16 protein-coding genes are annotated in these 25,742 nt (G+C 67.4%); 10 read left to right on the top strand and 6 right to left on the bottom strand.

Annotated elements, in window-relative coordinates; genetic code table 11:
* Positions 1-79 precede the first annotated feature (79 nt).
* Both ABZZ20_RS24625 and ABZZ20_RS24620 read right to left on the bottom strand, forming a co-directional pair.
* The gene (locus ABZZ20_RS24625) at positions 80-583 is read right to left on the bottom strand and encodes a hypothetical protein (protein WP_356872980.1); all 504 of its coding nucleotides are present in this window, start codon (positions 581-583) and stop codon (positions 80-82) included.
* 236 nt (positions 584-819) lie between these two features.
* Complete coding sequence (locus ABZZ20_RS24620) at positions 820-1,407, bottom strand: hypothetical protein (RefSeq protein WP_356872978.1); 588 nt, start codon at positions 1,405-1,407, stop codon at positions 820-822.
* 258 nt (positions 1,408-1,665) lie between these two features.
* Here ABZZ20_RS24620 and ABZZ20_RS24615 point away from each other — a divergent pair, with 258 nt between their 5' ends.
* The 6 genes from ABZZ20_RS24615 (at position 1,666) to ABZZ20_RS24590 (ending at position 14,209) form a co-directional block, all read left to right on the top strand.
* Positions 1,666-3,816, top strand: coding sequence for a hypothetical protein (locus ABZZ20_RS24615; protein WP_356872976.1), 2,151 nt, complete (start codon positions 1,666-1,668; stop codon positions 3,814-3,816).
* 17 nt (positions 3,817-3,833) lie between these two features.
* Positions 3,834-5,456: a class I SAM-dependent DNA methyltransferase gene (locus ABZZ20_RS24610; RefSeq protein WP_356872974.1), complete on the top strand. Its 1,623-nt coding sequence runs from the start codon at positions 3,834-3,836 to the stop codon at positions 5,454-5,456.
* A gap of 19 nt (positions 5,457-5,475) precedes the next feature.
* Positions 5,476-6,636, top strand: a complete 1,161-nt coding sequence (locus tag ABZZ20_RS24605) for a hypothetical protein (RefSeq protein WP_356872972.1) — start codon at positions 5,476-5,478, stop codon at positions 6,634-6,636.
* A complete protein-coding gene (locus ABZZ20_RS24600) occupies positions 6,633-9,893 on the top strand; it encodes a type I restriction endonuclease subunit R (RefSeq protein ID WP_356872970.1) in 3,261 nt (1,086 codons plus the stop codon). The genes ABZZ20_RS24605 and ABZZ20_RS24600 overlap by 4 nt, the downstream gene beginning before the upstream one ends.
* 175 nt (positions 9,894-10,068) lie before the next feature.
* On the top strand, positions 10,069-10,518 hold the full coding sequence (locus tag ABZZ20_RS24595; protein WP_356872968.1) for a hypothetical protein: 450 nt from the start codon (positions 10,069-10,071) through the stop codon (positions 10,516-10,518).
* A gap of 121 nt (positions 10,519-10,639) precedes the next feature.
* The gene (locus ABZZ20_RS24590) at positions 10,640-14,209 is read left to right on the top strand and encodes a helicase-related protein (protein WP_356872966.1); all 3,570 of its coding nucleotides are present in this window, start codon (positions 10,640-10,642) and stop codon (positions 14,207-14,209) included.
* Positions 14,210-14,254: 45 nt separating this feature from the next.
* Here ABZZ20_RS24590 and ABZZ20_RS24585 read toward each other — a convergent pair whose 3' ends face one another.
* The 3 genes from ABZZ20_RS24585 to ABZZ20_RS24575 all read right to left on the bottom strand — a co-directional run bounded on the left by ABZZ20_RS24585 (position 14,255) and on the right by ABZZ20_RS24575 (position 19,251).
* Complete coding sequence (locus tag ABZZ20_RS24585; RefSeq protein WP_356872964.1) at positions 14,255-15,919, bottom strand: Hsp70 family protein; 1,665 nt, start codon at positions 15,917-15,919, stop codon at positions 14,255-14,257.
* Between the two features lie 71 nt (positions 15,920-15,990).
* Complete coding sequence (locus tag ABZZ20_RS24580) at positions 15,991-17,217, bottom strand: hypothetical protein (RefSeq protein WP_356872962.1); 1,227 nt, start codon at positions 17,215-17,217, stop codon at positions 15,991-15,993.
* Between the two features lie 423 nt (positions 17,218-17,640).
* Positions 17,641-19,251, bottom strand: a complete 1,611-nt coding sequence (locus tag ABZZ20_RS24575; protein WP_356872960.1) for a hypothetical protein — start codon at positions 19,249-19,251, stop codon at positions 17,641-17,643.
* A gap of 376 nt (positions 19,252-19,627) precedes the next feature.
* On the opposite strand from ABZZ20_RS24575, the gene haaT reads away from it, so the two are divergent.
* The 4 genes from haaT to haaN all read left to right on the top strand — a co-directional run bounded on the left by haaT (position 19,628) and on the right by haaN (position 24,414).
* Complete coding sequence (haaT, locus tag ABZZ20_RS24570; RefSeq protein ID WP_356872958.1) at positions 19,628-22,405, top strand: cyclophane-containing RiPP biosynthesis TPR protein HaaT; 2,778 nt, start codon at positions 19,628-19,630, stop codon at positions 22,403-22,405.
* A complete protein-coding gene (gene haaA / locus ABZZ20_RS24565; RefSeq protein WP_356872956.1) occupies positions 22,332-22,703 on the top strand; it encodes a HaaA family cyclophane-containing RiPP peptide in 372 nt (123 codons plus the stop codon). Before haaT ends, haaA begins: the two co-directional genes overlap by 74 nt.
* Before the next feature lie 13 nt (positions 22,704-22,716).
* Positions 22,717-23,871 carry an FxsB family cyclophane-forming radical SAM/SPASM peptide maturase gene (locus tag ABZZ20_RS24560; protein WP_356872954.1) on the top strand — a complete coding sequence of 385 codons (1,155 nt, stop codon included), beginning with the start codon at positions 22,717-22,719 and terminating at the stop codon, positions 23,869-23,871.
* 78 nt (positions 23,872-23,949) lie between these two features.
* Positions 23,950-24,414 (top strand): cyclophane-containing RiPP N-acetyltransferase HaaN, encoded by a 465-nt coding sequence (gene haaN / locus ABZZ20_RS24555; protein WP_356872952.1) that lies wholly within the window; start codon positions 23,950-23,952, stop codon positions 24,412-24,414.
* A 273-nt stretch (positions 24,415-24,687) separates the two neighbouring features.
* Here the strand turns inward: haaN and ABZZ20_RS24550 are convergent, their stop codons facing one another.
* The gene (locus ABZZ20_RS24550; protein WP_356872950.1) at positions 24,688-25,038 is read right to left on the bottom strand and encodes a helix-turn-helix transcriptional regulator; all 351 of its coding nucleotides are present in this window, start codon (positions 25,036-25,038) and stop codon (positions 24,688-24,690) included.
* Positions 25,039-25,742: the final 704 nt, after the last annotated feature.

Genomic DNA, 25,742 nt, shown 5'->3' with positions numbered 1-25,742 from the left:
CTTGGCGTAACGAGGCCCTGGCGCCGGGAAGCTCGGTCGGAGCCGCCAGGGCAGTCGTCCGGCCCGTGCCGTCGTTCAGTCATCGCCCGAGGGTGAACGCGAGCCCTCCGGAACGCAGTTCGTCCTCGGTCTGGGTGAGGCCACCGCGGTGGGACACCTCCACCGTGTAGAACTTCGAGCCCTGAGGTATCCCCTCGATCGTGAACGGGAACTCGCATCCCAGCGCGGCCTTCTTCCCGCCTTCCAGTTCGCCGGTGGCGACGAGAGTGCCGTCTGCGCCGGTGACGTTGACCTGCGCACCGCGCTGGATGTCCGAGTAGCCGTCCAGCCCGGTGCAGCGCTCTCCCTCCTCAAGGAAGGAGAGGGAGGAGTCGGCGAGGGTGAGCGTGCCGCTCGTCCCGAAGGTCTTCTCGGCGGAGGACGCCGCGCCGCCGGACAGGAAGACGATCAGCCAGCAGCCGCCCGTGACCGCGGCGCCGAGGGCCAGGCCGACGGCGAGGATCGCAGGGCGGGACAGCCGGGACCAACGCAATGCGTCCGCCGGGGCGTTGCGAGCGGGGGCCGACCCTTCACCCCCGGACACGGGCGGCTCCGGAGGGAGCGTTGGAATACTCGGCGGTTGTTCGGGAGGGGTGGCCATTCGGACAGTCCTTCCATCGGGGGCGCGGCGGGAGCATCGGTAGCAAGGACCACGGGCCCGGGCACGGCCTTGGTCCGCGGACAGGCAAGGGGAGAACGGCGGCCCACGGTTCCTCCGGTTCGGGACGAGGGAAGCGGTCGCTTCGGGTCGGAGCGAAGGCAGAAGCCCGGATCAGTGGCTCAGCCGGCCTTCTTCCACGGCAGACAGCCCTTGACCTCCAGGTACTCGCCCTTGCGGACGGTCACACGGGTCTGCCCTTGGACGTTTCCGTTGGCGACGATCGACGAGAACTCGCCGGAGGCGTCCTTGTGCCGGGCCCAGTAGCAGTTGGGGAAGAGGCCGTCCGCCGGACCGGCGGTCATGTACGTGGCGGCCTCGATGTCCTCGCCGACCAGGTACTGACCGTCCCCCTTGAAGGAGGTTGCCGGGCCGGGCTTCGCGGTCGGCTCGGGGGACGGAAGCGGGGTGCTCGGGGCCGTCGTGCGAGCGGGCGCCGTTTCGGTGGCCAGGGGCTCGTGTGCGCGCATGGTCTCGGCGGCCAGGGAGGGCGTGGTGACCGTGGGCGCGGGCCGCTCCCGGCCAGCCTCGTCCTCGGTGGCGTCGGGGCTACCGATCGCCACGCCGATGATCAGGGCGACGAACGCCGTCACGCCGTGGGTCAGCCACGTCTTCGCCCGGGACGGCCTGCGCGTGGGGACCGACGGCATCGGCGGCGGCACGGGGCCGGAGTGAGGGGGGCCGGGCTGCATGGGGGATATGCCGGTCATGACGGAGCTCCCTGGTTTCCGGGGATCGCGTGGTCGTCGCGATCAGCCTGTGAATAAGGGGAACCTGCCACTCCACCCGAAGGAATCGACTCCATCCCTTTGATAAGAGGGGTTACCAGGCAGTCGATGGATCATTCCTTGATCGGCGGTAGGCTTTCTGTCGTCTGTCGCCGACGGCTCCCGAAGCCCTCACGGCGGACGCGATTCCGCGGAGCTCCGTGGACGTCCGCGAAGGCCCACGGCACGGGAGGAGGACCGATGAGCAGCCCGACGCCTGTCGAGGACTCCCCCATCCTGCCCGGCCCGCTGTCCTGGCGTATCGGTTACGCCGAGATCGCCGCCCTCGCCCAGGTAAAGCGGCCCGTCCCCACCACCTGGAGCCGGCGCCACCCCGACTTCCCCACACCGGTGACCCGCGAGAGCGGTAGCCCGCTCTTCGACGCCCGGGAGGTCGTGGACTGGCTGGTCCGGACCGGCCGCGGCAACGCCGAGCCCCGCCGCCTGCGGGCAGAGGCGGCCCTACACACCCTCTCCGCCTGGCGGTCCTCCGGCCTCTCCGCCCCCGTACTGGTGGGCGCGCTGACGGCCCTGATCTGCCTGCACCAGCAGTACGACGCACCCGTCGGGGAGCACGCCTGGGGCGAGCTCCTCGCCCAGGCCGCCGACCTCGACGCGGAGGACACCTTCCTCCTCTCCGAGCTGCGGGCAGTCCCCGATCCGGACCGCCTCGGCCCGGCCTTGGGCGCGCTCGCCGACGAGCTGACCGAGGCCGCCTACACCCCCGCCGAAGCCTTCGACTGGGTTCTGGATGCCCGCCGTCGCCTCGGCTCCCACGACCTCGTCGCCGACGAACCCACCCCGGTGGTGGCCCGCGCCCTCGCGGCCCTGGCCGGCGTCGACACCCTGGCCGACGAGTCCGTCCTCGCCACCCCGTACGCCCGCAGCGGCGACCTGCTCGCCGCCCTGCACTCGGCGGCGCCCGAGGACTCCGGCCACACCTACCTCGCAGCCGAGCCCGACCCGGCGCTCGCCCGTCTCGTCCGGCGCCGGATGCTCGTCCGGGGCGTGTTCGAGTTCTCGCTCGACGTCACCGAGGGCGAGGAGCTGTCCACAGACGACTGGGGCGACCCCGACGTGCTGGTCTGCGCCCTCCCGTACGAGGCGGGCGAGACTCGCAGTGCCCGCCAGGTCCTGGAACGGATCCAGGACCTCACCGACTACCTCGCCGAGGGTTCGACAGCCGTCGTCCTCGGCCCGGCCGACGCGCTGGTCCGCCCACTGCCCCGGCACGGCGACGCGGACCGGCTGCGCCGGTCTTTCCTCGACAAGGGCCTCCTCAAGGCAGCAATCAGCCTGCCCGACGGGGCCTTCGCCTACCGCCCGGGCTACCGATCCGCCGTCTGGATCCTGGCCCGCACCCCCGAGGACGAGCGCGCGGGCCGTGTCCTCCTCGCCGACTACTCCGCCCAGCCGCTCACCGAGCCGGTCCTCGACGTGCTCGCCGAGGACATCGCCATCTGGCGAGCCTCCGGATGGCGTGAGGACCGCCGCCACGAGTTCCGCCACGCGGTCGTCGTGCCGGCGAAGGAGCTCGACGACCGGCCGGGCTCGGCCTTCACGCCCCAGCACCGCTCACCCGAATCCCGGTACACCAGAGCCGTCGTAGAACGCCCCGCCCGCATCTCCGACGTGGAGCAGCACCTCGCCGAACTCGTCGAGCATGCGACGCGCCGGGCCAGCATCGACGGCTCTCTGAAGACCGGGGCCGTACTCCGCTCCGAAGACCAGCCGGTCCGTCGCACGACCGTCCGCCGTCTCCTCAAGGACCGCCGCCTGCGCCGCCGCCCCGGCCACCGCATCGCCCCCGAGCACCTCGCGGCCGACGGGCACTACGCGGTGATCGGGCCGGAGGAGATCCTCGGCGCCTCGCGGTTCGGCAGCCGCCGCATCGACCGGGGCCTGGTCCTCACGGCGTACGAACACGTCCAGTTCACCGAGCCCGGCGACCTCGTCGTCACCACCAGCCCGCGCTTCGGCGTCCACGTCGACACCGAGGGCCTGTCGGTCGTCGTCGCCCCCGCCCGCATCTTGCGCGTCCATCCCGACGCCGACCCCCCGGTACGGCCCCGGGTCCTGGCGGCACTGCTGCGGGCTTCCGCCTCCGACCACGGCCGCAGCAGCGGGGCCGTACGGGCGTCGCGCGGCATCGAAGACCTGAACGTCCCGGACCTGGGGCGCAAGGAGCTGGAACGGTACGAGGCCGTGCTCGCAGAGATCGAGCGCCGGGCGGAGCTGCTTCGACAACAGTCCGAGGCGCTCGACGACCTGGCCCTCATCACGGCCGCCGGCATGGCCGACGGCACCTTGACCATCCAGAACCTGCCCGAACTTCCCGGAACCAACGACTGAAGGAGACGGCCCACCTCATGCCGCCGCGCAAGAAGAAGCCCACCGAGCAGGAGGAGCTGTTCAGTGCCTCCACGCCCAAGGAGATCCAGGCGATCCTGTGGAAGGCCGCCGACAAGCTGCGCGGCTCCATGGACGCCGCGCAGTACAAGGAATTCGTACTCGGCCTGATCTTCCTGAAGTACGTCTCCGACGCCTTCGAAGAACGCAGGAACGAGCTGGCCAAGGAGCTCGCCGAGGACGGCATCTCCGAGGACCAGATCGGCGACTTTCTGGAGGACCGCGACGAGTACACCGGCGCCCACGTCTTCTGGGTTCCGGAGACCGCCCGCTGGTCCTGGATCGCGGCCAACGCCAAGAGCCAAGGCGTCGGCAAGCTCCTCGACGACGCGATGGACGCGGTCATGCGGGAAAACGCCGCCCTGACCGGTGTCCTCCCGAAGATCTTCAACCGTGACAACGTCGACCAGAAGCGTCTGGCCGAACTCGTCGACCTCATTAGCGACGCTCGCTTCGGCGGCACGGAGGACAAGCCGGCGCAGGACGTGCTGGGCGAGGTGTACGAGTACTTCCTCGGCAACTTCGCGCGCGCGGAGGGCAAGCGGGGCGGCGAGTTCTACACCCCGCAGTCTGTGGTCCGGCTGATCGTGGAAATCCTGGAGCCATACGAGGGCCGTGTCTACGACCCGGCGTGCGGCTCGGGCGGCATGTTCGTCCAGGCGAGCAAGTTCATCTATGCGCACCGGGGGCGCGGCCACAAGGCCGACATCGCGGTCTACGGACAGGAGCTCAACGAGCGCACCTGGCGCCTGGCCAAGATGAACCTCGCCATCCACGGCATCGACGGCAACCTGGCCGCCCGTTGGGGCGACACCTTCGCCGACGACAAGCACCCAGACCTCAAGGCCGACTTCGTGATGGCCAACCCCCCGTTCAACATCAAGGACTGGGCCCGGGACGAGAGCGACGCCCGCTGGAAGTACGGCGTCCCGCCCCGGAACAACGCCAACTACGCCTGGCTCCAGCACATGGTCTCCAAGCTGGGCGAGCGCGGCACGGCCGGCATCGTCCTGGCGAACGGTTCTGTGAGCTCGCAGCAGAACGGCGAGGGTGAGATCCGCCAGGCGATGGTGGAAGCCGACCTGGTGGCCTGCATGGTCGCGCTGCCGGCCCAGCTGTTCCGTACAACGCAGATTCCGGCGTGTTTGTGGTTCCTGGCTAAGGACAAGTCGCCACAGGATGCGAAGCAACTCGCAGACCGGCGGGGGCAGATTCTATTCATCGATGTGCGCGATATGGGCGAGATGGTCGATCGCACCGAGCGCGTACTCACAGAAGCCGACCTTGCGAAGATCGCTGGCACCTACCATGCCTGGCGAGGCACGCCCTCGGCGCGGGAAGAGGGGCGGGCGTATAGGGACGAGCCGGGGTTCTGTTTCTCGGCCGATCTGCAGACGGTCCGGGAGCACGGGTACGTGCTGACGCCGGGGCGGTACGTGGGTGCGGTCGAGGCGGAGGAAGAGGACGCGGAGGCGGTGGCGGCGCAGATCGCCACCCTGACGGGAGAGCTGCACAGGTTGTTCGACAGGTCAGCAGAGTTGGAGAAGACGGTTCGCGAGCAGTTGGGGAATGTCGGTGGCTGAGCTTACGAGACTGGGGGATGTGGTCGACCTTCTGACCGGTTTTCCCTTCAGAAGTGCGGAGTTCGTGGAGAAGGCGTCGAGCAGCCTGCGGCTTCTGCGCGGTGACAACATCGGGCACGGCACTCTACGCTGGGACGGCGCCCGGTATTGGCCCGAGGACAAGACCTTTGACCTGAAGAGGTATTCCTTGGTCTCCGGCGACGTCACCATTGCGATGGACCGCCCCTGGATCTCATCGGGGCTCAAGTGGGCAGAGGCGCGTACTTCCGACCTCCCTTGTCTACTGGTGCAACGCGTAGCGCGACTGCGCGCCAAGGGGCCGCTGGAACAGTCTTTCCTACCTTATCTGATCAGCAGTAAGCAGTTCACTGACTACGTGCAGGGCGTGCAGACCGGAACTGCAGTACCGCACATCAGCTCGAAACAGATCGAGGACTTTCGGTTCCACTGTCCGTCGAGGTCGGAGCAATGGGCCATGGCCGCCGTGCTCAGGGCGCTGGACGAAAAAATCTCCGTCAACGAGCGCATCACAACCACCGCCGATCAGCTTTCGACATCTCTTTTCCGTCAGGCGTTCATTGAGAATCCACTCGAATTTGTCGAGCAGGCCCTATCGAACACGTCAGAGTTCATCAACGGCAAAGCTTTCACCAAGGGCGCCTCTGGAACCGGCCGCATGGTAGTACGCATCGCAGAGATCAACAGCGGCCCCGGAGGCTCCACCGTCTATAACGACATCGATGTGCCTGAGAAGCATCTGGCACGACCAGGAGACGTGTTGTTCGCCTGGTCAGGCTCGCTCACCGTGGCACGCTGGTTCCGCCCCGAATCGATCATCAATCAGCACATCTTCAAGTGTGTACCGAAAAATGGCTATCCATACTGGCTCGTAAGCCAGTTGCTGAACAGGAAAATCCACGAATTCCGCACCATTGCCGCCGCCAAGGCGACAACCATGGGACACATCCAACGCAAGCACCTGGACGAACCGGTCAGCGTCCCAGAGCCTGCGATGCTCCACTCGCTGAATGGAAAGATCGGTCCGCTATGGGATCGAGCACTGCTTGCAGAGCAGGAATCCCTCACACTCGCCGCCCTCCGTGACACCCTCCTCCCCCAGCTCATGTCTGGCCGGCTCCGCGTCCGTGACGCCGAGAAGATTGTTGAGGACTACGTATGACCGACGCCCCCGACGCCACGACAAACCACCGCCCCCACGAGGCAGACTGGGAGTCACTCGCCCTCGACGAGCTGGCCGAGCTCGCCTGGGAGCCTGCCCCTGGCAACGAGTTCGCCCCCGGCTCAGGGCACCGAAAGTCCTGGGAAGACCTGATTCTGTACCCGGACCTCCGGGAGGCTGTGGAGCGGCTCAACCCGGAGCTGCCGCCGAACGCCGTCCGGGACGCGGTCGGTGTCGCCGCGACGCCGACCTCCCAGGACACGTACGAGGAGAATCGGACCGCGCACGGTCACCTGACCGCCGGCATCCGATCCGTCACGTACAACGACGGCTTCGGCGCCGAGCACAACCCCACCATCCGGCTCGTCGACCTCGACGATCCAGACGGGAACGTGTACCGAGTCCTCAACCAGGTCACCGTCATCGACGGCGAGAAGCGGCGCCGCTTCGACATCGTGCTGTACGTCAACGGACTGCCGCTCGCCGTCTTGGAGCTGAAGCGCGCCGGCGACGAGGACGCGACCCTCCAGGACGCGCACTCCCAGGTCTCCCGCTACGTGAAGGAGTTTCCGACCGCGTTCCGGTACAACGCGGTCGTGCTGGTCTCGGACGGTATCACCGCCAAGTACGGCACGCCGTTCACCCCGTACGAGCACTTCGCGCCGTGGAACACAGACGAGTTCGGCGAGCGCGTCGAGCCGCTCTCCACCGAGGGCATATGGGACTCGGGCCAGAACCTGGCACTGCACGGCCTGTTCGCCCAGGACCGATTCCTCGCCCTTATCAAGTCCTTCGTCAACTTCGTCCCGTCGAAGCGGATGAAGCGCATCGCGAAGCCGCACCAGTACCACGCCGTCACCCGCGCCGCCGAGGCCGTACGAGTCGCTGCCTCTAGCAACGGGAAAGCCGGCGTCGTCTGGCACACGCAGGGCTCCGGCAAGTCGGAGGAGATGGTCCTCACCACGACCATGGTGATGAAGGACCCGGCGCTGCTGAACCCGACCGTCGTCGTCATCACGGATCGCACGGACCTCGACGACCAGCTGTACTCGACGTTCCTGGAGAGCGAGATCCTCCCGGAAACGCCGAAGCAGGTCCTCACCCGCGCCGAGCTGCGCGAGAAGCTGGCGGCGAAGCGAGTCGGCGGCATCCTCTTCACGACTCTGCAGAAGTTCGGGCGTACCAAGGAGGAGAAGGAGTCCGGCGCGGACCACCCGCTCGTCTCCGACCGCCGGAACATCATCGTCGTCGTCGACGAGGCGCACCGCAGCCACTACGACAACCTCGACGGCTACGCCCGCCATCTGCGCGACGCGCTCCCCCACGCCACGCTCCTCGCCTTCACCGGCACGCCGATCTCCGAGGCTGACCGCAACACCCGCGAGGTGTTCGGCGACTACATCGACGTCTACGACCTCAAGCGGGCCGCCGACGACGGTGCGACGGTCAAGGTCTTCCACGAGAGCCGGGTCATCCAGCTCGTCATGGACCGGGACGTCGACCCGACGACCATCGACGAGGAGGCCGACCGGATCACCGACGGCCTCGACGACGTCGAGCGCACCCGCGTCGAGCAAGCCGTCGCCACGATGAACGCGATGTACGGCGCGCCCGCCCGCATCCGGGACCTCGCCGCCGACCTCGTACAGCACTGGGAGACTCGCCGTACGGCAATGCAGCCGTTCGTCGGCGTCTCGGAGACGGGCGGCGCGCCCGGCAAGGCGATGATCGTGTGCGCCACTCGCGAGATCTGCGTCAGCGTGTACGACGCCCTGCGCGAGATGCGGAAAGAGTGGCACAGCGACGATTTCGAGAAGGGCGCGATGAAGATCGTGTTCTCGTCGAACACGCGCAAGGACTCCGAGCGGCTCCTCGCCCACGCCTTGAGCGACAGCCGCCGCAAGGCCGTCATTAACCGGGCCAAGGACCCGGAGGACGAACTGCAGCTGCTCATCGTCAACAACATGCTGCTGACCGGTTTCGACGCGCCGCCCGTCCACACCATGTACCTGGACCGGCCGCTCAAGGGCGCCGGCCTGATGCAGGCCCTGGCCCGCGTCAACCGGCGCTTCCGAGGCAAGGAGGACGGCCTCCTCGTCGGGTACGCGCCGCTCACCGAGAACCTCCAGCGGGCGATCGCCGAGTACACGGATGCGGATCAGGAAGACCGTACGCTCGGCCAGGACCTCTGCCGGGCGCTGGACGAGCTGCGCAACGAGTACGGGATCCTCAACGACATCCTGCGCGGCCTCGACTGGCGGGCTCGGCTGGACGTCCCCTCCAAGACAGCGTTCATCGACGCCGCAAGGCGGGCCGCGAGTTACCTCCTGGACCCGGCCACCCCCGGCAACAACCCGGAGAAGCTCGACGACCCACGACAGACGCTCGGTCGGCGCTACCGCGAGCACGCCCACTGCTTGGAGCGCTTCTACGCGCTCTGCGGCAGCTCCGCCGACATCGGCGAACGCTTCCCGGACCACCCGGCCTGGCGCCGGGATATCCAGTTCTTCGTCGAGGTCCGCGCCTACATGGCGAAGATCGACGCAATGAACCGCGAGGCCCGCGGCCTCCCCGTCGCCCGTGACGTCGAGCTGTACCTCGCGCAGCTGACGTCCTCGGTCGTCGAGACCGGCGGGGTGACCGACCTGCTGGCCGAGGCCGGTCTGGAGACCGTCGACCTGACGCACCTCAACGACGCGCTCGTCGCAAGACTGCAGAGCAGCGAGACCCCACACCTGGCGGCAGAGGCCCTGCGGCGGCTCATCGAGCGCAAGATGCGCGAGGTGACCCGGCACAACATCGTCCGGCGCACGACCTTCTCCGAGCGGTTGCAGGACCTCATGGTCCGGTACATGCGGCAGCAGTGCACGGGAGCGGAGTACATCGCCGGTCTCGTGGAGATGGCCAAGGCGGTCATGGAGGACGTCCGGCGCGGCGAGAAGTTCGAGCCGCCGCTGGACTGGCGCGAGCTCGCCTTCTACGACGCGGTCGCCGACCACGGCACGGCCCTCTTGGTGATGGGTGACGAAGTACTGGCAGGCATCGCCCGCGAGCTGGTCGTGGAGGTCCGCAGCAAGCTCGCCCCGGACTGGCTCTCCCGCCCTCCGGTCCGAGCCCGCCTCCGAAGCTCCATCAAGCGCCTCCTGGCCCGCCGCAACTACCCGCCGGACCAGGCGCCCGAGGCCATCGAGCTGGTCCTGAAGCAGATGGAGTACTTCGCCAACGAGTGGTCCACGAACGGCACTCCGGACAGCTGACCCATGGCGGGAGCCGGGAGGACCGGTACGAGGCGATAGGCCCACGCGTACCGGTCTTCCTTGTCCTTAGTGCGTGGCCTCGGGGCACCCCCCCAGGACATTGCGACTTCGTAGACGAATCCATACCATCAGGATGTACGGATTCGTCTACGAAGTCGAAGCTGGAGGCTCGGTCATGGACCACCCGACCATGCGCGCGGCGGTCGTCGCGGCGCTTGCTGACGTCGAATCGCTACACGCCAAGTTGAACGGCCTGCTCGCCGGCATCGACGGAACGGACGTCGTTGACCTCGGGCGCCAAGGACTGTGGACGAGAGCGCAGGTCACTCTGCTGTGGGACAGGGTGAACCACCTTCCAGGCGTCCGAGCCCTCTTCGAGGCCACCGCCGAACGGCCCGACGAGAAGATCACCTTCACGGAGATCCTCCAGCGCTCCGGACTCCAGGAACGCCAGCAGAGCAACGAACACGCGGCCCTCAGCCGTATCTCCACCCAGCTGTTCAAAGAAAAGCGATGGCCCATCGAGAACAGCCAGGGCGGCTCCGACAGCACGACGGGCAAGGCCGAAATGCTCTATTGGATGGACAGTCGCGTCGCCGCGTGGTGGCGGGACATCGCGAAGTAGCGGTTCTGGCTGGGGCCTGGTCGGGGGAGGCGGCCCGCAGGACTCAGCGGCGGTCATCGCCCAGGCCTTCTGATCACCGTAAACAGGCACTGCCGAAAGCAGCGCTCGGTAGGGGTGGGAAATGAACACACCTGCGTCGTCGGACAGCGCGTCCGATGGGGCATCGGGCGGGGTACCGGCCGATGACGACATGGCGATACTCCAGTACCGGCCATGGGCAGAGTCGAGCCTTTGCAAGGAGACCCTGAGTCAGACGATCGAGGTCTTCTACGACACGTCGGAAGCTGCTGACCGACTTGGCCTGCCGCACATGCGCAAGGTTTCGGAGGCGGCCTTCCGGCAGGGCCAGGACCTGCCTGCGGGGCTGTACCTGTTCGAGTCACGGCGGTCTGGCGGCCGTACCGCGGCCCTTGCCCTGTACGACGGCAGCGCACCGGTGCCTACTCAACGCAAGCGGCTGCGCGACGTCGAGGACAGTCACCTGCTGCATCGCGCCCTCCTGCTGTACCGCGCGTGCCGGACTCAGCTCGAGATGCCCAAGCCCGAGGTGTCGTCGGTCGAGCCCATTCACGCCGTCGGTGACGTCGTGCGGGTCACGGGCCGGGGCAGCGCCTATACCGTCGTCCGTGCGCGCGCCGTGGGTGGGAAAGTCGTCCAGTACACCCTGCGGGGTGTCGACGGGCGATCGATCAAGGTCTTCGAAGAAGACCTCGAAGCCGTCGCCGCAGTGTGTGACGACCCCGAACAGTGGATACTCGGATCACCTGCCTCGGCGGCTGAGACCGCGCTGACGCTGACCCTGGCCAAGCTCAGTACTCCGCTCACGGACACCGTGTACTCCTTCCAGTCGAGCCGCACTGTGTTCCGCCCCTACCAGTTCCGCCCCGTTCTCAAGCTGATGAACTCGGATCGTCAGCGGCTTCTGATCGCGGACGAGGTCGGTCTCGGAAAGACCATCGAGGCAGGACTGATCTGGAACGAGCTGGAGCAGCGCACCCATCTGACGAGGCGAGCCGCACGTCGCGCCGGCACACACTTCCGAGGACTGGTCATCTGTCCGGCCGCGCTCGTCCAGAAGTGGCAGGACGAGATGGAACAGCGCTTCGATCGACGGCTGCGCCTCCTCGACAACAACGGCATGGAGGAGCTCCTCAAGACGCTGCGCCGAGGCGACGACGAGGAGCCCTTCGCCGGGGTGATCTCCTTGGAGCGCCTTCGCAGGGTGGGGCAATTGGACGAGCTCATCGAGCTCCAACCGCGCTTCGACCTCGTGATCGTCGACGAGGCCCACTACGTGCGCAATGCGCAGACCAGCAGCCATGCGGCGGTCAGCAGACTGGCCGACTGGGCAGACGCCCTTATCTTCCTATCTGCGACCCCGCTGAACCTCGGAAACCAGGATCTCTACAACCTGGTCCACCTACTCGATCCGGGCTCCTTCCCCGATCCCCGCGTCTTCGAAGCGCAGCTGGAGCCGAATCGACACCTCAACACCGTTGCGGCCCGACTGGCCGGTGGGGTCGGCTCCACCCCTGGCGGCGCGAGCGGTCTGCTGCCTACGCTGGACCGCGTGTCGGGATCCACTTTCGGCAGATTGGTCGCGAAGCGGCCGGAGTTCACGCGTCTGCGCCGGATCCTGACGACTTCGACGCCCCTCTCGGCGCACCAGCTATCCGAGACCAGACGGAACATTGCGGAGCTGAATGCCCTGGCGGGCATCGTCAGCCGCACGCGCAAGGCTGACACGCCCGACGCCAAGGCCGTACGCGTGCCCGAGGACGTGAGGGTCACCTGGACCGCAGCGGAGCGTGATTTCTACGATCAACTCCACGACTGGTGCCTACGACGTGCCGCCCGCAGCGGGACGGCGTCCGCGTTCGCCGCGCAGATGTGGCTCCGGCAGGCCGCGAGCTGTATCCCCGCCATGCAGCAGAGGCTGAGAGAGCGATTCTCCGGGACGCCCGCTGGTCCAGGCACACGCGAGGCTCCCACGAACCGCCCCGGATTCCTTGATGAGGAGACGGCTCTCCTTGACGACGCTGAGGCTGAAGTCGCGCCCGAGGCGGTCAAGCAGGCTGCCGATCAGGACGGCGAGGAGCTCGCCGTCCTGCCGGGGCTGCTGCGACCGCTGGCCCAGGACACCAAGTTCGAGGCGTTCGTCGGCATGCTGCGCGAGGCCCAGGCCAAGGGGCTGCGCCAGGCCATGGTGTTCTCCTTCTTCAAACGCACTCTGGAGTACCTGAAGGAGCGGCTCGGTAACGAATTCCGGGTGCGGGTGATGCACGGCGGGGTGCCACCGCAGGAACGTACTGCCATCATGGCTGACTTCCGCGCGGGGAAGTTCGACCTTCTCCTGGTGAGCGAGGTCGGAAGCGAGGGCCTCGACTTCGAGTTCTGCAATGTGCTGGTCAACTATGACCTGCCGTGGAACCCCATGCGCGTCGAGCAGCGCATCGGTCGGCTCGATCGGTTCGGGCAGAAGCACGAAAAGATCTTCATCTTCAACATGCAGGTGCCCGGCACCATCGAGACGGACATCTTCCAGCGCCTCTATCAGCGCATCGGCGTCTTTCAGGACTCCATCGGTGAGCTGGAGCCGATTCTCCACGGCCACCTACGCGAACTCCATCGCGTGGTGCTGAACCCCCATCTAACCCAGAAGGAGCGCCAGCGCCAGATCGACCGCATCGATGTCGCCCGCGTCGACCGGGACAAGGACATCGCGTCGCTCGAGAAGGCCCGGGAGTACCTCACGGGCCTGGACGACCTGCTCGTGGAGGGCTTCGACCAACACACCCCCGGGCGGGGCCGATACCTGGGACCGCGGGAGATCCGCGGGCTCCTCGACGCGTTCCTCCACCAGAGCGGCGTCGGCCGGATGGATCCGGTCCCGTCCGCCGACGACCTGATGGACATCACCGGCAGCGGCCTACTGCGCCAGATCATGTACGAAGCTCAGGACGCCGGGGTCTTCGCCCTCTCCCGGGGCAGCGATCTGATGGCGAGTCTCGCGGATCGTCGTCGGTCGCTGCGCGCCTGCTTCACCGCCCAGACCTCCACGGAGACTGGTGCCCCCCTGCTCAGCGTGAGGCATCCGCTGGTGCGCACCGCCCACTGGTGGTTCGCCGAACGAACCGAGTCCACCAGTCGTTACGGAAGGGTGAGGGTGCCCGGTCTCCCGCCGGGGTCCCGATACCTGGTCGAAGTCAGACTGGCGCAGGTGGACGGTGCCCGGCCTCGACGTGAGCTTTGGACCACGGCCGTCGACACCGCGACCCTCCAGGAGGTGCCAGGGGTGGGCACCGCGCTCCTGACTTGTCTCGCCGATGGCGGGCTCGGAGGGGCGACGGAGCCGCTTCCTGCCCGGATCTCGAAGCTTCTTCCGGATGTACTCGACACTGTGCAGGATCTGGCGGCAGAGAGAGAGTTCTCTGCCAAACAGACCTACCAGGCGGAGAACGTGGCCCTCGCGGCAGGTCGGCGTGCGACTGTAGAGGACACCTACCGTCACAAGATCGAGCAGGCTCGCCGGCTCGCGCAGGAGGTGGACAGTACCTCCATCCGCCGTCTCCACGCCGCCCGGGTGGGACTCCTGGAAGGTCAGCGAGACGCCCGTCTCGCTCAGATGGACCGCGACTCCCGGTTCAGCCTGTCCACCGAGACGGTTGCTCTTGTGGTGGTCGAAGGCTGAGCCGGGAGGCGGGGAGCGAGCGTGGCAGCGGACTCCACCTCACGCCTACTGGTGAGGGTGCGAGTACAGATCGGTGAACTTGACGGCCCGTTGATCCGGGAGCACGTTGTGCACGGTACTCAGGCTCACGGAATCACGCTGTCCGGCTCGCAGAATCGGCCACCGCTCCACCCGGAAGCGCGATTCCCGGTAGGCGCAGTCCTTGACGTAGATCTCTCCGGAGACCTTCAGCGTGAACGTGAAGTTGGCGAACCGTCGGAGACTGATCGGAAGATGAGGTGTCGGAACGCCATCCACGACGAAGTCGAGGGCCTTGCCGTCGACTGAGACGGCGCGGAGCGCGGCGGTGGTGTCTCCTGTAAGCCCAGGTACCTGGCTGTCATACCGGTGGGCTAGGTCGCTCTCCCTACGGAAGACCTGGTCGGCGGAGTAGAGCGGCTTGAACGCCGGATACAGGAGCTCACGATACGTCCTGCCGTCCCTGCCTTGCCATTCGAGCACCAGATCGAACCCTGGTCTTGGGAGATTGAGCCGGTGATACCGATCGGAGCGCACCACGAGCCCCGTCGCCACCGACTCCTCCGGAGTTTCCAGTGACTGGTCGTACTCCACCTGAGCCTGCGGGAAGAAGCGCAAGAACTCCTCACGGACCAGGGGGATCTGGGACATCCCGCCGGCCAGGAGTACGTAGTCGACGTCTCTGGCAAGCTCCTCCAATGGCATCCGGGCGAGAGCGGTCAGATCTGGCGCATTCTGACGACGCAGCCGTGCCTCGCACAGGGCGGCTCGCACGAACTCCAGAGCCCGGTTCAGCTGCGGACGGAAGGCGCTCTCCAGACGCTGCCGCGTGTACTCCAGCATGGGGAAGGAGGTGAAACCACCGCCAATCGGCACGCCTTGCCTGTCGAAACGGGTGTCGGAAAGCAGGACCTTGAGACGGCGGGCCGCCAGCAGCAGCAGTGCTCGTACGGTCCGAGGGTCCGGCAGGCGATCGACGCGCATGCCGAGTGCCTCCAGATCTCGCTCCAGGTCAGCCGCGATCCGTCGGTCCAGCGCGTCGCCGGCCTCCGGAACGCCGCGTGCCGAGAGGACCGTCAACTCCGGTTCCAGATCGTCCAGGTCCTCAGTCACGGACATCAGGGCGATGTCCAGCGTTCCCCCGCCGTAGTCGAAGACCAGAACGGTGCCCTCGGGCGGACGGCCGTCGCGCTCGTGGCTCCCCTCCGACCAGGCCAGACCTGCCGCGATCGGTTCGTCGACGATGTCGGCGACCGTCACGGGGATGCCCGCCTCCGTGGCCAGCCGGGCCAGCCGCCTCCGGCGAGGCCCGTCCCAGATCGCGGGACAGGCCAGGCGGAATTCCGCGTCGTCGGTGTCGGCCTCGTTGGCCTTGGCCAGTAGGAGCACATGCCGGAGCAGGGAAGCGATCAGCCGGTCCGGGGTGAACTCCCACGTGCCGAGCGACAGGGGTCCGTGCATGTCGTCGGTGATGTACTGCTTGACGGACCGCACGGCGGCGGCACCACCGATCGCCTCTGCGGGCTCTCCAAAGACAAGCTCTCCCCTGGTCGTGGCGGCGACCACGCTGGGGATCCAGGAGGTACTGATTCCGATCGGCACGGTCTCGGCGAAGCCGTACGCCAGCCTCTGTGTCACCAGTGTGGTGGCCGTACCGAAATCTATGCCCACCAGGGGCCTTCCCTCACCCACGCATGTTCCCCTCCCCGCGGAGGCCCCCAGGAGACGGCGCCCCTCCGCCAATATCGAGAATTTGCTTATGCCTACTGCTCGGCGGCTCGAACCGACGCCGGCACCAGGACGACCTCCTGTGGCGTTCCGGGCTGCCACGCGAACCCTGGCCGCTCCACGACGACCCGCGCGGCGGATCCGGTCGTGGTGAACCGATGGCGCACAGGATCGAAGCCTTTCTCCTCGCCGACGACGCCGATATCCGCGACATTCGCCGCCGCAGCCTGGGTCAGGACCCGGCGGTACAAAGCATCGGCAGCAGCGGATCCGCTCATGTCCGCCGCGTGAACCACATGGTCCGCGACCTCGGCCAACACGGCTGCGAGCACCCGCAGCCCGTCCATCCGAGCCTGCCGCAACTGGGACTGCGAGACGGCTCTTCCCGCCTGACGTACTTGGCGCAGCTCCTCTTCCCTCCGCTGCACCTTGTCGGCAAGGGCCTCAGCTCGCCGATTGGCCTCCACCAGCGTCGAGGAGACGTCCGCGAACTGCTGCCTCAGAATGCCGGCCTGCTCGTCGGACCGGTTGCGCTCGGCCTGCAGATCGGAGACGCGGAGACGCAACCGGTCCCGTTCCGTCCGGAGCTCTTCTGCGGCGGCTTCCTGTCGCCTCAGCGCGGCTTCATACTGATCGCGCTCGTCAGACGATAGGCCCAAGCTAGCCTCGGACAGCTCATGGATATCCGTGTGATGGCCCTCGGCCTCCTCCACCGGGCCACCCGGAAGTACCCAGGCCTGAGAGGGTTGTTCGTCCAGAAGGCCGACGGCGCACTCCGTCCCGCCCGGTTCCGCCGCAAGCGAGGACATCGGGCTTTCCGGAGCGCTGCCCGAGCAGGGCTCTGTCGTCACCGCTGCCTCGACGTCATCGTGCTCAGCCGTGGCAACCGCGATAGACGGCATGTGCTCCTGAGGCAGGCGATCCGCCGGGAGCAGTTTCCACTGCGTCCCTCCCCTCACCTTGGTGACACGAGGATCCGTATCCAGCTCTTTGCGCACATTGCCCCACCAAGTGTTGTCGTATCCCCCCGCAAGCTCGAACTCACCAATCCACCGGCGCAGGTCACCGAAGGACGCGGTACCGCCCCGCTCTCCGAGGAGGGTCACCAGGACGGAGACCGGAGATTCGGCGAACTCCCGTTGAAGGGCCTCGGCATCTCGTAGCGAGCGATGCCGTAGGGAGCCGGCAGGCGCCACCTCGATGTCGGAGGAGGCGGGGAGCGGAATCTCTGTTCGCTGACCGTCTGACCACTCCACGACCACACGTGCGTCTCCTACGAGGCATACGATTCCGATGCCAGCTTGATTCGTACCGTCGTTCGGTCGGCTTATGACCAGGTCTCCGCTCTTCACGGCGGGCACACTACAGGTCCCTCCTCATCTGCCTGCCGCGCATCCGGGAGTGGGCCGACGGCTCGGGGGCCCAGAGGTGCAGCCTCCAGCGGCCTGCTTTAGGGGAGGCGGTAGCCAGGTGCCTTTGGGTCGCGCTTCAGAGGGTTGCCGGTGCACGCCTTCCGGTACGGCCCGCCCTTCGTAACCCAACACGCCCCCAGGGTCCGGAGTTGGGTAAAGAGGCAGGTCGTACGGCTGTCAACCCCTGACCAACGTGTCTCGACAGGGCCCCGAGAACCTCCGCCGGTGGGGGCCGGTCGCTTGACTTATCAGGCGACCGACCACCCCTGCCCGTCACTGCCTGCCTGTGCCCCGGCGCCAGTCCTCCATGACCAGCCAGAAGTCACGGGGCCACGACATGGTCATCGGGTCGAAGGAGTAGTTCTCGGCCGACGTGTCCCGCCACAGGGTCTGGGCGTGTTGCACCTCGTCCGCGAGAAGTCTCGCAGTTGCGAGGTGCTCCCGGGCACAGGCGTAGTCCCTCTCCTCCGCGGCGCCCACGAACGCAGGCCACAGTTCCCACACCAGGTGATTCCAGAGTTCCCTCAGATGATCGCCTGCCTTCTGACAGAGCGCCGCTCCCACCGTCTGGTCGACTTCGTGCAATTGGTGATCGAGTTCATCAGACGGGTCGTCGTCCCAGCCGTGCTTCTCCACGAGCCCCTTCCAGACCAACCAGGAGCGCTCCGCCTCGGTCCGCGCAAACTCTTCCAGCTCCCGCCGGGAAAGCATCGGGAAGTCCTGACCCGCCGCCGCATTCGAGGGAGCTTCGTCCGGTGCCGGGTCCACCTCGCCGCCGTACCTGACGCGAGTGAGAACCTCCAGCAGGTGGAGTGCGGATTCGACCTCTTCGTCACGAACCAGTCCGCAGATATCCGCCACGTCCTGGGAGACTCCCTCCCAGTCGCTCTCGGCAAGGTGATTGTCGAGCTCGTCAGCCAGCCAATCGGCTGACCCGCGACTCCGAAGGCCTCCCAGAATCTCCTCGACCTCGGACTCGAGCCGGCCCACCACGGCTTCCGGCGTCTCCCGGGCTCGCTGGGCCTCTGCTTCCCCCTGAGCCCGTTCGGCTGCTTCACGCTGTCGGTCCCGCGCCACCTGGACTGTCGGAAGACGTGTCTGACTGGCACGCATCTTCTCGGCCGCCACGATGTCGATCTCGTCCAACTCCCGGATGGCCTGCATGCGATGCCCAGCCTGGATGAGCGGGTCCGATGCGAGGCAGCACAGCAGGCTCACCGCTTCCTTGGGAGCACGTTGTGCAACGGCCACTGCCAGGGCAAGTCGGTCCGCACTCGCGGCGGCCGGGTCTGCTACCAGCTGCTCCACGGCCGAAGAAACGTAAGAGCCCGGGTACTCATACTCAGCGAGAGCGAGACCTACCCTCATGCGGGTCTTCATCGGGGCGGTCTCGTCTTCGGCGAAGAGGTTCGCGGTCCACACTGCCCACCCCTGGCGCACCGCATCCGCCAACCAGCCCCATCCGTTCCGGGGCAGCAGATATCGGGCTTCCCCGTAACCCACATCACGCCCACGCTCCACCAGGGCATCGGCAGCCCTGTGACGAATGCCCTTCGGCAGACCCTTGGTTCCCGCGACATAGCAGAGGCCGACGACGTATTCGGCAGAGGAATAGGAAGGCCGGTCGACACCAACCCCGGACAGGCGCAGGATGTGCTGCAAGTCCTCGTTCCAAGGTCCCGGCGTCTTGACCACGAACGACGCTGCCGCCAGTGCCGCCCCGCCACGGATCTCACACGCCCGCAGACTCGAAGTCCGCCAGTTCTCGCCGAGCGAGTCGTCAGCCAACCGGACGAGACAGGTCTGGACGACATCGTCAGCCTGTCTGAAGCGAGCAGGCACGTCGCAGTCCGGTAGCAGCTCGGGCCTTTCAACGTCCCCCATGGCGCGTCCCCTTGATTGATGGCCACTAGCATCCAAGTTTCGCAGCACCGGGAGGAAAGGCCGACTAAACACCCATTGCCGAAGATCACTCTCTGCTGGCGACCAGCAGCACATTCACCTGGTCATCTGGCTGGCTACGTGAAGGCGGCGTCGGTGCGCCCGGCATAGAAGCCACGCACAGGTTGGCTGATACGAGCCGCTGTGTGGCGGGGAGCTGACCTTGACCAGGGTCCGTGAGAGCTGGTCCGCTTGTGCGCGATAGGGCGTCGGATTCGGGGGTTGCGTTCGTGACCAGAGCTACAGCTGGAAAGCTGTGCCGCGCCACAGGCGGCCAGCCCGAACGGACCAATCCCGGCTCCGTCAAGACGACCCACGTATGAGGCTCCGGCGGGGGATTTCCGTCGCCGTCGTGGCCGCCGGCGGAGCCGTTACGACCATGCTCGTGGGGCTCGTCACCAACGCCGTGTCCGAGTCGGAGTGGCCCGGGTGGCTGGGGTGGTTGCAGCGGCATGGCTGGTTCTCATTCGCTTTGCTCGGCGGGGCCATGGTCGGGCTGGCGGTGCTGCTTGCCGCGCTGTCGGAGTCGGGGGCGCCGGAACGCCGCGCTGCGCCGACGCCCCAGCCAGAGGAAGGGGCGGTGCCTCCGGGTGCTGCCCTCGTGCTGCGGTCCCTGCCGCGCGACACCACCGCGTTCACCGACCGGACCGCCGAGCTCGAGGCGCTGGTGCGGTCCGTACGGAACTCGCAGGAGAGCGGGGAGGCGCTGCCTGTGCATGTGATCGACGGAATGCCAGGAGTCGGGAAGACGACGTTCGCCGTACATGCAGGACATGTGCTGTCGGAGCGGTTCCCGGACGGCCAGCTCTTCGTGAATCTCAACGGGCACACGACAGGAAGGCCCCCCGTACAGGCCACCGAAGCGCTCGCATCGTTGCTGGCGGCGACCGGAGTGCCGGCGCAGCGGATCCCTGTCGGCGACGACCTGGGTGCGGTCACCGAGGCGAGGGCGGCCATGTGGCGGAGCCAGCTCGCGAACAAGAAGGCACTGCTCATCCTCGACAACGCAGCCAGCTATCGCCAGCTGGAGCCCTTGCTCCCCGGCGGGAGCGACTGTCTCGTGCTGGTGACGAGCCGGAAGCGGCTGGCTGCGTACGAGGAGGTGGTCCTGCCAGTGGAGGCGTTGCCGGCGGAGCATGCGGTCGACCTGTTCGTACGCCTCAGCGGGCGATCGGCGGAGTCGCTCGATCGGGCCGTCCTTGGGCAGTTGGTGGAGCTGTGCGGGTACCTGCCACTCGGGGTGTCGTTGCTCGCCGCGCGGCTGCGCCATCGCCCGTCGTGGAGCGCCGAGGATCTCCGTGCGCGTCTGGTCACCGCCGGGGACCGGCTGGGAGAGCTCCGAGCTGGGGAGCGCGCAGTCGCCGCAACGTTCAGTCTGTCCTACCAGGACCTGACACCTGAGCGGCAGCACTTCTTCCGGTGTCTCGGCCTCTACCCTGGAACCGAGCTCGATGCCTTCTCCGGGGCCGCGCTCGGCTCGGTCTCGGTGGCGGCAGCACGCGAGGGACTCGACACGCTCTACGACGCCCATCTGATCGAGGAACACCCCGGAAGCCGGTTCCGGCTTCACGACCTCCTACGCGACTATGCCCGCGGTCTCGCCGACGAGGGAGGCAGCATGACCCCCGTTCATGCCGTTCAGCGCGTGTGCTCCTACTACCTGGCCGCCCTCGCTGTCGCGAACAGACACATTGCCCGCAACGGCGCCTCTACACCGAATCCTCCGGACGGCGCCGACCAGGTAGAGACCCCGCCCATCGAGTCGCGTACGGCGGCTCTGGGATGGCTGGAGGACGAGCGGGCCAACGTCCTGGCCTGCATCCGGAGGGCGAACGACCTCGCGCTGCACGAGTTGGTGATTCACATGGCTGCGGCGATGGCGCCCTTCCTGCGGCAGGCCGGGCCCTGGGATCAAGCCGTTGGCCTCCACCGGACCGCCGCCGAGGCCGCCCGGCACACCGGCGACCGGCGGGCGCTGGCCAACGCGCTGGCCGAGCTCGGAGTCGTACGGCGCTTCATGGCGGCCTACCCCGAGGCCATCGAGGCACTGAACGAGGCGGTGACGGAGTACGAGGCGGTCGGCGAGAAGCGAGGCAAGGCTGACGCCCTGAACCAGGTGGGCATCGTCTGGTACATGACCGCGGACAACGACGCCTCTGCCCAGGCGCAGACCGAGGCCCTCGCGCTCTATCGGGAAGTCGGCGACCGGCTCGGCCAGGCCAACGCACTCGCGGACCTCGGCATGGTGCGCCGGCAGACCAGCCGGTTCGACACAGCGGTGGCGGCACAGACCGAAGCGTTGTCGATCTACCAGGAGCTGGGCGACCGGTACGGGGAGGCCAACTCACTGCGGGACCTTGGCGTCGTGCACCGCCTCCTGGGCGAGTATCAGCTGGCTGCCCAGCGCCACCGTCAGGCATTCGACATCTACCAGGAGCTCGACGACCGGGTCCACCAGGCGTACGCCCTCAACGAGCTCGGAGTCGTACGGTGCCTGACCGGCGATCTCACCGGGGCACGGGAGGCTCACACCCGGGCGCTGGAGTACTTCACCGAGCTCGGCGAACGGTTCGGCCGCACGAACAGCGTTCGCTACCTCGGGGTGCTGGACCGCCTGGACGGGAACGTCACGGAGGCGATCCGGCTGTTGGATGACGCCCTGGGCTCGTACCGCGATCTCGGCAGCCGTGGTGGCGAAGCCGCCGCTCTGGGCGAGCTGGGTGTGGCACTCGGGGTCGCCGGCGAGCAGGACGGTGCCGTCGAGTCGTTCCTGCGAAGTCTGGACATCCTCCGAGAGCTCGGCGACCGGTGCGGTGAGGCGGAGGTCCTGAACCACCGGGGGACGCTGCTGCACTCCTCCGGTGACTGGGCCGCCGCCCGCGGACTCTTCGAGCAGGCGCTGGGGCTGGCCCGGGACATCCGCTGCCCGCTTGAGGAGGCACGGGCCCTGGAGGGGATCGGCCGTTGCGACTGGACGGCTGGCGAGCGGGCGCGGGGCGAAGGGGCGCTGCGCGACGCGCTCGATGTGTACCGACGGTTGGGCGTGGGCGGGGCTGCAGATGTCGTCGAGCGGCTACTTGCGTCGCGAGCCGAGTAGCCGGGCACGTGGCCGGATTCGATATGTCGCCGAGGGTAGCGGCGCTGCTACCTTGCGGGCTGGTCTGCCGCCTCAATCGCCGTTGCACTGTCCCGAGGAGCGTCGAATGCCGTCACGTACGCCCGTTCCCGCACCGCATGCTCCGGCGCCCGTCGTCGCGGAGTCCGTCAACGGTTCGGCCGTCCTGGATCGTGTCGCCGTCCGCGTACGGCAGCGGCTGGCGGCCGAGCAGGCGGCATCAAACCGCGCAGGCGAGGGTGGTCACCAGGCTTCGCTGATCTGGACCTGGCCTCTTTGAGTCGTTCCGCTCGATGACACCGCGCGCCGACGTCGCCCCCTTCCGGTCGTTCATCCTCAAGGTCGCCAATCGCTGCAACATCGACTGTGACTACTGCTATGTCTTCAACTCCGCAGACCAGGCGTGGCGGCACCTGCCTGCCCGGATGAGTGCGGACGTGGCCCGGGCGGCCGGGCTGCGAATCGGTGAGCACGCAGCGGTGCACGGCCTGCGGAGCGTGCACGTCGTACTGCACGGCGGTGAGCCGTTGCTCACCGGCCCCCGGCACATGGCAGACCTGCTCGGCGCCGTGCAGGAGGGTGTTCCGGCCGGTGTGGCGGTCCGTTTCGAGCTTCAGACCAACGGGACGCTCCTCACGAAGCCGTGGCTGGACCTCTTCGAGCGGTACGAGGTCGTCGTGGGCGTCAGCCTCGACGGACCGCCGACCGCGAATGACCGCCACCGGCTGACACACGCCTCGCGATCGAGCGCCGCCTCGGCCGTACGAGGCATCGAACTCCTGCGGTCCCGGCCGCACCTGTTCGCAGGACTGCTCGCCGTCGTCGACCTGGCCAACGACCCGGTCGAGGTCCACGACTACCTGGCGTCGTTCGAGCCGCCTGTGATCGACTTCGGCCTGCCGCACGGGACTCACGACGAGCCGCCGCATCGCGACGACCCGAGTGCGCCCGAGTACGGGTTGTGGATGAGCCGCGTCTACGACGCCTGGCTCGCCCGGCCGGAGCAGCGGCACAGCGTGCGGATGCTGGAGGACATCGTGGCGCTGAGCTCCGGGGTGCACAGCTCGGTGGAGTCCCTCGGCCTGGCCCCGCCGACGAGCATAGTGATCGAGTCGGACGGCACGATCGAGGGCGTGGACACCCTGCGGTCCGTCGAGGAAGGCGCCTCCTGGCTGGGACGCGACGTCTTCAGCCAGTCCTTCGATGAAGTCCTTCACCATCCGAAGCTCCTGCACCGGCAGAACGGGAAGGCCGCGCTCGCCGATCAGTGCCAGAGCTGTCCTCTGGTAGAGGTGTGCGGTGGGGGCTATCTACCGCACCGCTTCAGCACCGACCGCGGCTACCGAAACCCCTCGGTCTACTGCGCGGATCTGGAGTACCTCATCCGGCATGTTCAGGGCTCCCTGCACCAGCACGGCTGGGCTCCTCAGACGCTGACGCCCCCGTAGCCACGAGCCGTGCCGCCACGCCAGGATCACGTATTGAAACGAACGAGTGAAGCGATGAAAGAGCGACAGGAGATGTCGATGACCGTGACGATCCGCCCCGCCGAAAGGCGCGACACCGTGGCAGTGGCCGATCTGATCGAGGAGATCGAACAGTTCTACGGATCGACCGAGATCCAGCCGCTCGAGGAGCGCCGCTCCCAGGTGGAGGAGGCCCTCTTCGGCTCCCCGCCATTGGCGTCCGCTCTCTTGGTCGAGGACGAGGCTGGTGATCTCGTCGGGCTCGCCGCCTACTCGTTCCTCTGGCCGGCGGCTGGCTCCTCCCACTCTCTGTTCCTGAAAGAGCTCTATGTCCGCGGCACCCTCCGCCGCCAGGGCATCGGCGCGCGCCTCATGGACGAGCTCCGTGCCCTGGCCTCCGCTCGTCCCGGATGCAGTCGGGTCGAGTGGATGACGGACCACGACAACCCCGGCGCGCGCGCCTTCTACAAGTCGTTGGGGTTCGCGGAGTTCGACGGGAAGATCGTCTACCGTGTGGACACCTAATACGACGTGAGGGTGGGCTTGGGAGGTGAACCTCCGACCGGCCTCTGGGACCGGTTTGAGCAGCAGCTACCCGGCGACCGCGACAGAGGGAAACACCGTGCGGCAGACGGTGCGGCGGTGCGAGGAGTGCCAGACGATGCTGGCGTGATGTGAGCTGCCCGGGACGCAGATACGGTTGATCCCCTTGAGCTTGCCAGGCAAGCAGTCTGGGCGGGGGCTCTCATCACCCACTACCGCCACATCCGACCGTCAACAGCGGTCTGGCACCGTTGCTTACCCAACGCCGTCCGATGCGCTCGAGCCTGCGGAGGACGCCCCCTCCGCCTCATCGTTGTAGCCCCCGGGAGCCTCACCAGGCGCAGAGATGCGCCACTCCACGTGAACTGGCCACAGCATCACGCCCAGCGCGCCCTCCAGATCGACCACGGTCAGCATGTCCGGCCAGACCGTGCCGTTGAGGACGTTCGCGATCACCTGGCGGTTGACGCCGCTTTTCCGAGCGAGCGCGTTGGCGCTGATGCCCCGTTCCGCCATGGCCTCGGAAAGCGAGCGGGCGATGGCCTGGGCGACGAGGGCTCCACGGTGCGCCTGCATCACGGCATGCGGCCACTCGCCGCCGCCCACGAACTCGTTCGGCCTCTTCGCACGTCTCGTTCCTCCAGGCACCTGACAAGTGTGGCGGAGTCACGCTCGCAATGCGCACCCACCCCACCCATGCTACTGATGTAGCACCCCCTGGTGAAGGGAACCAGCGAAAGGACTGCGCGTGATTTCGTGTACCGATTCCCTCCCCGCCATGAAAGGCTTCGAGCCGCAAGCAGTCCCCAGGCCGCCTGCTGCCCATGCAGTGGATGCGTCCGGCCGGGCATCGCGCAGCGCACGCCATGCGGCGTGGAGCCATGGCCCCAACCCGGACGCAGTATGCAGGTGCACTGCCAGGGGTCAGCCGAACCGGCCCGGGATCCTGGCACTGGAAGACGGGCAGCACGCTCCTACTGCCAGCGTGATACAGGTGCCCCTCTCGCCCTGCATCTCCTCGGCCGACTACCGGGCAAGCCTCAGCCGACCCGGACCACAGCACGGCCCTCAGAGCCACTGCATAGATCGCCAGCATTCACGATCGCTGCATGGTCGTTAACTACCGTTGATGCATGAACCCTTGCTTCCACCTTCGCCAGGCTGCGCTGCCGGAGCCGAGGACGTGCTGGTCAACTGGCCCCTAAACACGCAGCTTTGCAACGCCATGCAAGATCGACAGTTTTCCTGCGGAGGAAGACTGCGGTGGCTTACGCTGCGCAAGCGCCGCCCACGCGCATGCCCCAGGAGGA

It is taken from the genome of Streptomyces sp. NPDC006430 (assembly GCF_040612395.1).
GTDB lineage: Bacteria > Actinomycetota > Actinomycetes > Streptomycetales > Streptomycetaceae > Streptomyces.
This window is presented reverse-complemented; position numbering and strand designations above follow the sequence as displayed.

Coding starts and splice junctions, on each gene's coding strand:
- ABZZ20_RS24620 (WP_356872978.1), bottom strand. CDS start 1,407: ATGACCGGCATATCCCCCATGCAGCCCGGCCCCCCTCACTCCGGCCCC.
- ABZZ20_RS24615 (WP_356872976.1), top strand. CDS start 1,666: ATGAGCAGCCCGACGCCTGTCGAGGACTCCCCCATCCTGCCCGGCCCG.
- ABZZ20_RS24610 (WP_356872974.1), top strand. CDS start 3,834: ATGCCGCCGCGCAAGAAGAAGCCCACCGAGCAGGAGGAGCTGTTCAGT.
- ABZZ20_RS24600 (WP_356872970.1), top strand. CDS start 6,633: ATGACCGACGCCCCCGACGCCACGACAAACCACCGCCCCCACGAGGCA.
- ABZZ20_RS24595 (WP_356872968.1), top strand. CDS start 10,069: ATGGACCACCCGACCATGCGCGCGGCGGTCGTCGCGGCGCTTGCTGAC.
- ABZZ20_RS24590 (WP_356872966.1), top strand. CDS start 10,640: ATGAACACACCTGCGTCGTCGGACAGCGCGTCCGATGGGGCATCGGGC.
- ABZZ20_RS24575 (WP_356872960.1), bottom strand. CDS start 19,251: ATGGGGGACGTTGAAAGGCCCGAGCTGCTACCGGACTGCGACGTGCCT.
- haaT (WP_356872958.1), top strand. CDS start 19,628: ATGAGGCTCCGGCGGGGGATTTCCGTCGCCGTCGTGGCCGCCGGCGGA.
- haaA (WP_356872956.1), top strand. CDS start 22,332: ATGTGTACCGACGGTTGGGCGTGGGCGGGGCTGCAGATGTCGTCGAGC.
- ABZZ20_RS24560 (WP_356872954.1), top strand. CDS start 22,717: ATGACACCGCGCGCCGACGTCGCCCCCTTCCGGTCGTTCATCCTCAAG.
- haaN (WP_356872952.1), top strand. CDS start 23,950: ATGACCGTGACGATCCGCCCCGCCGAAAGGCGCGACACCGTGGCAGTG.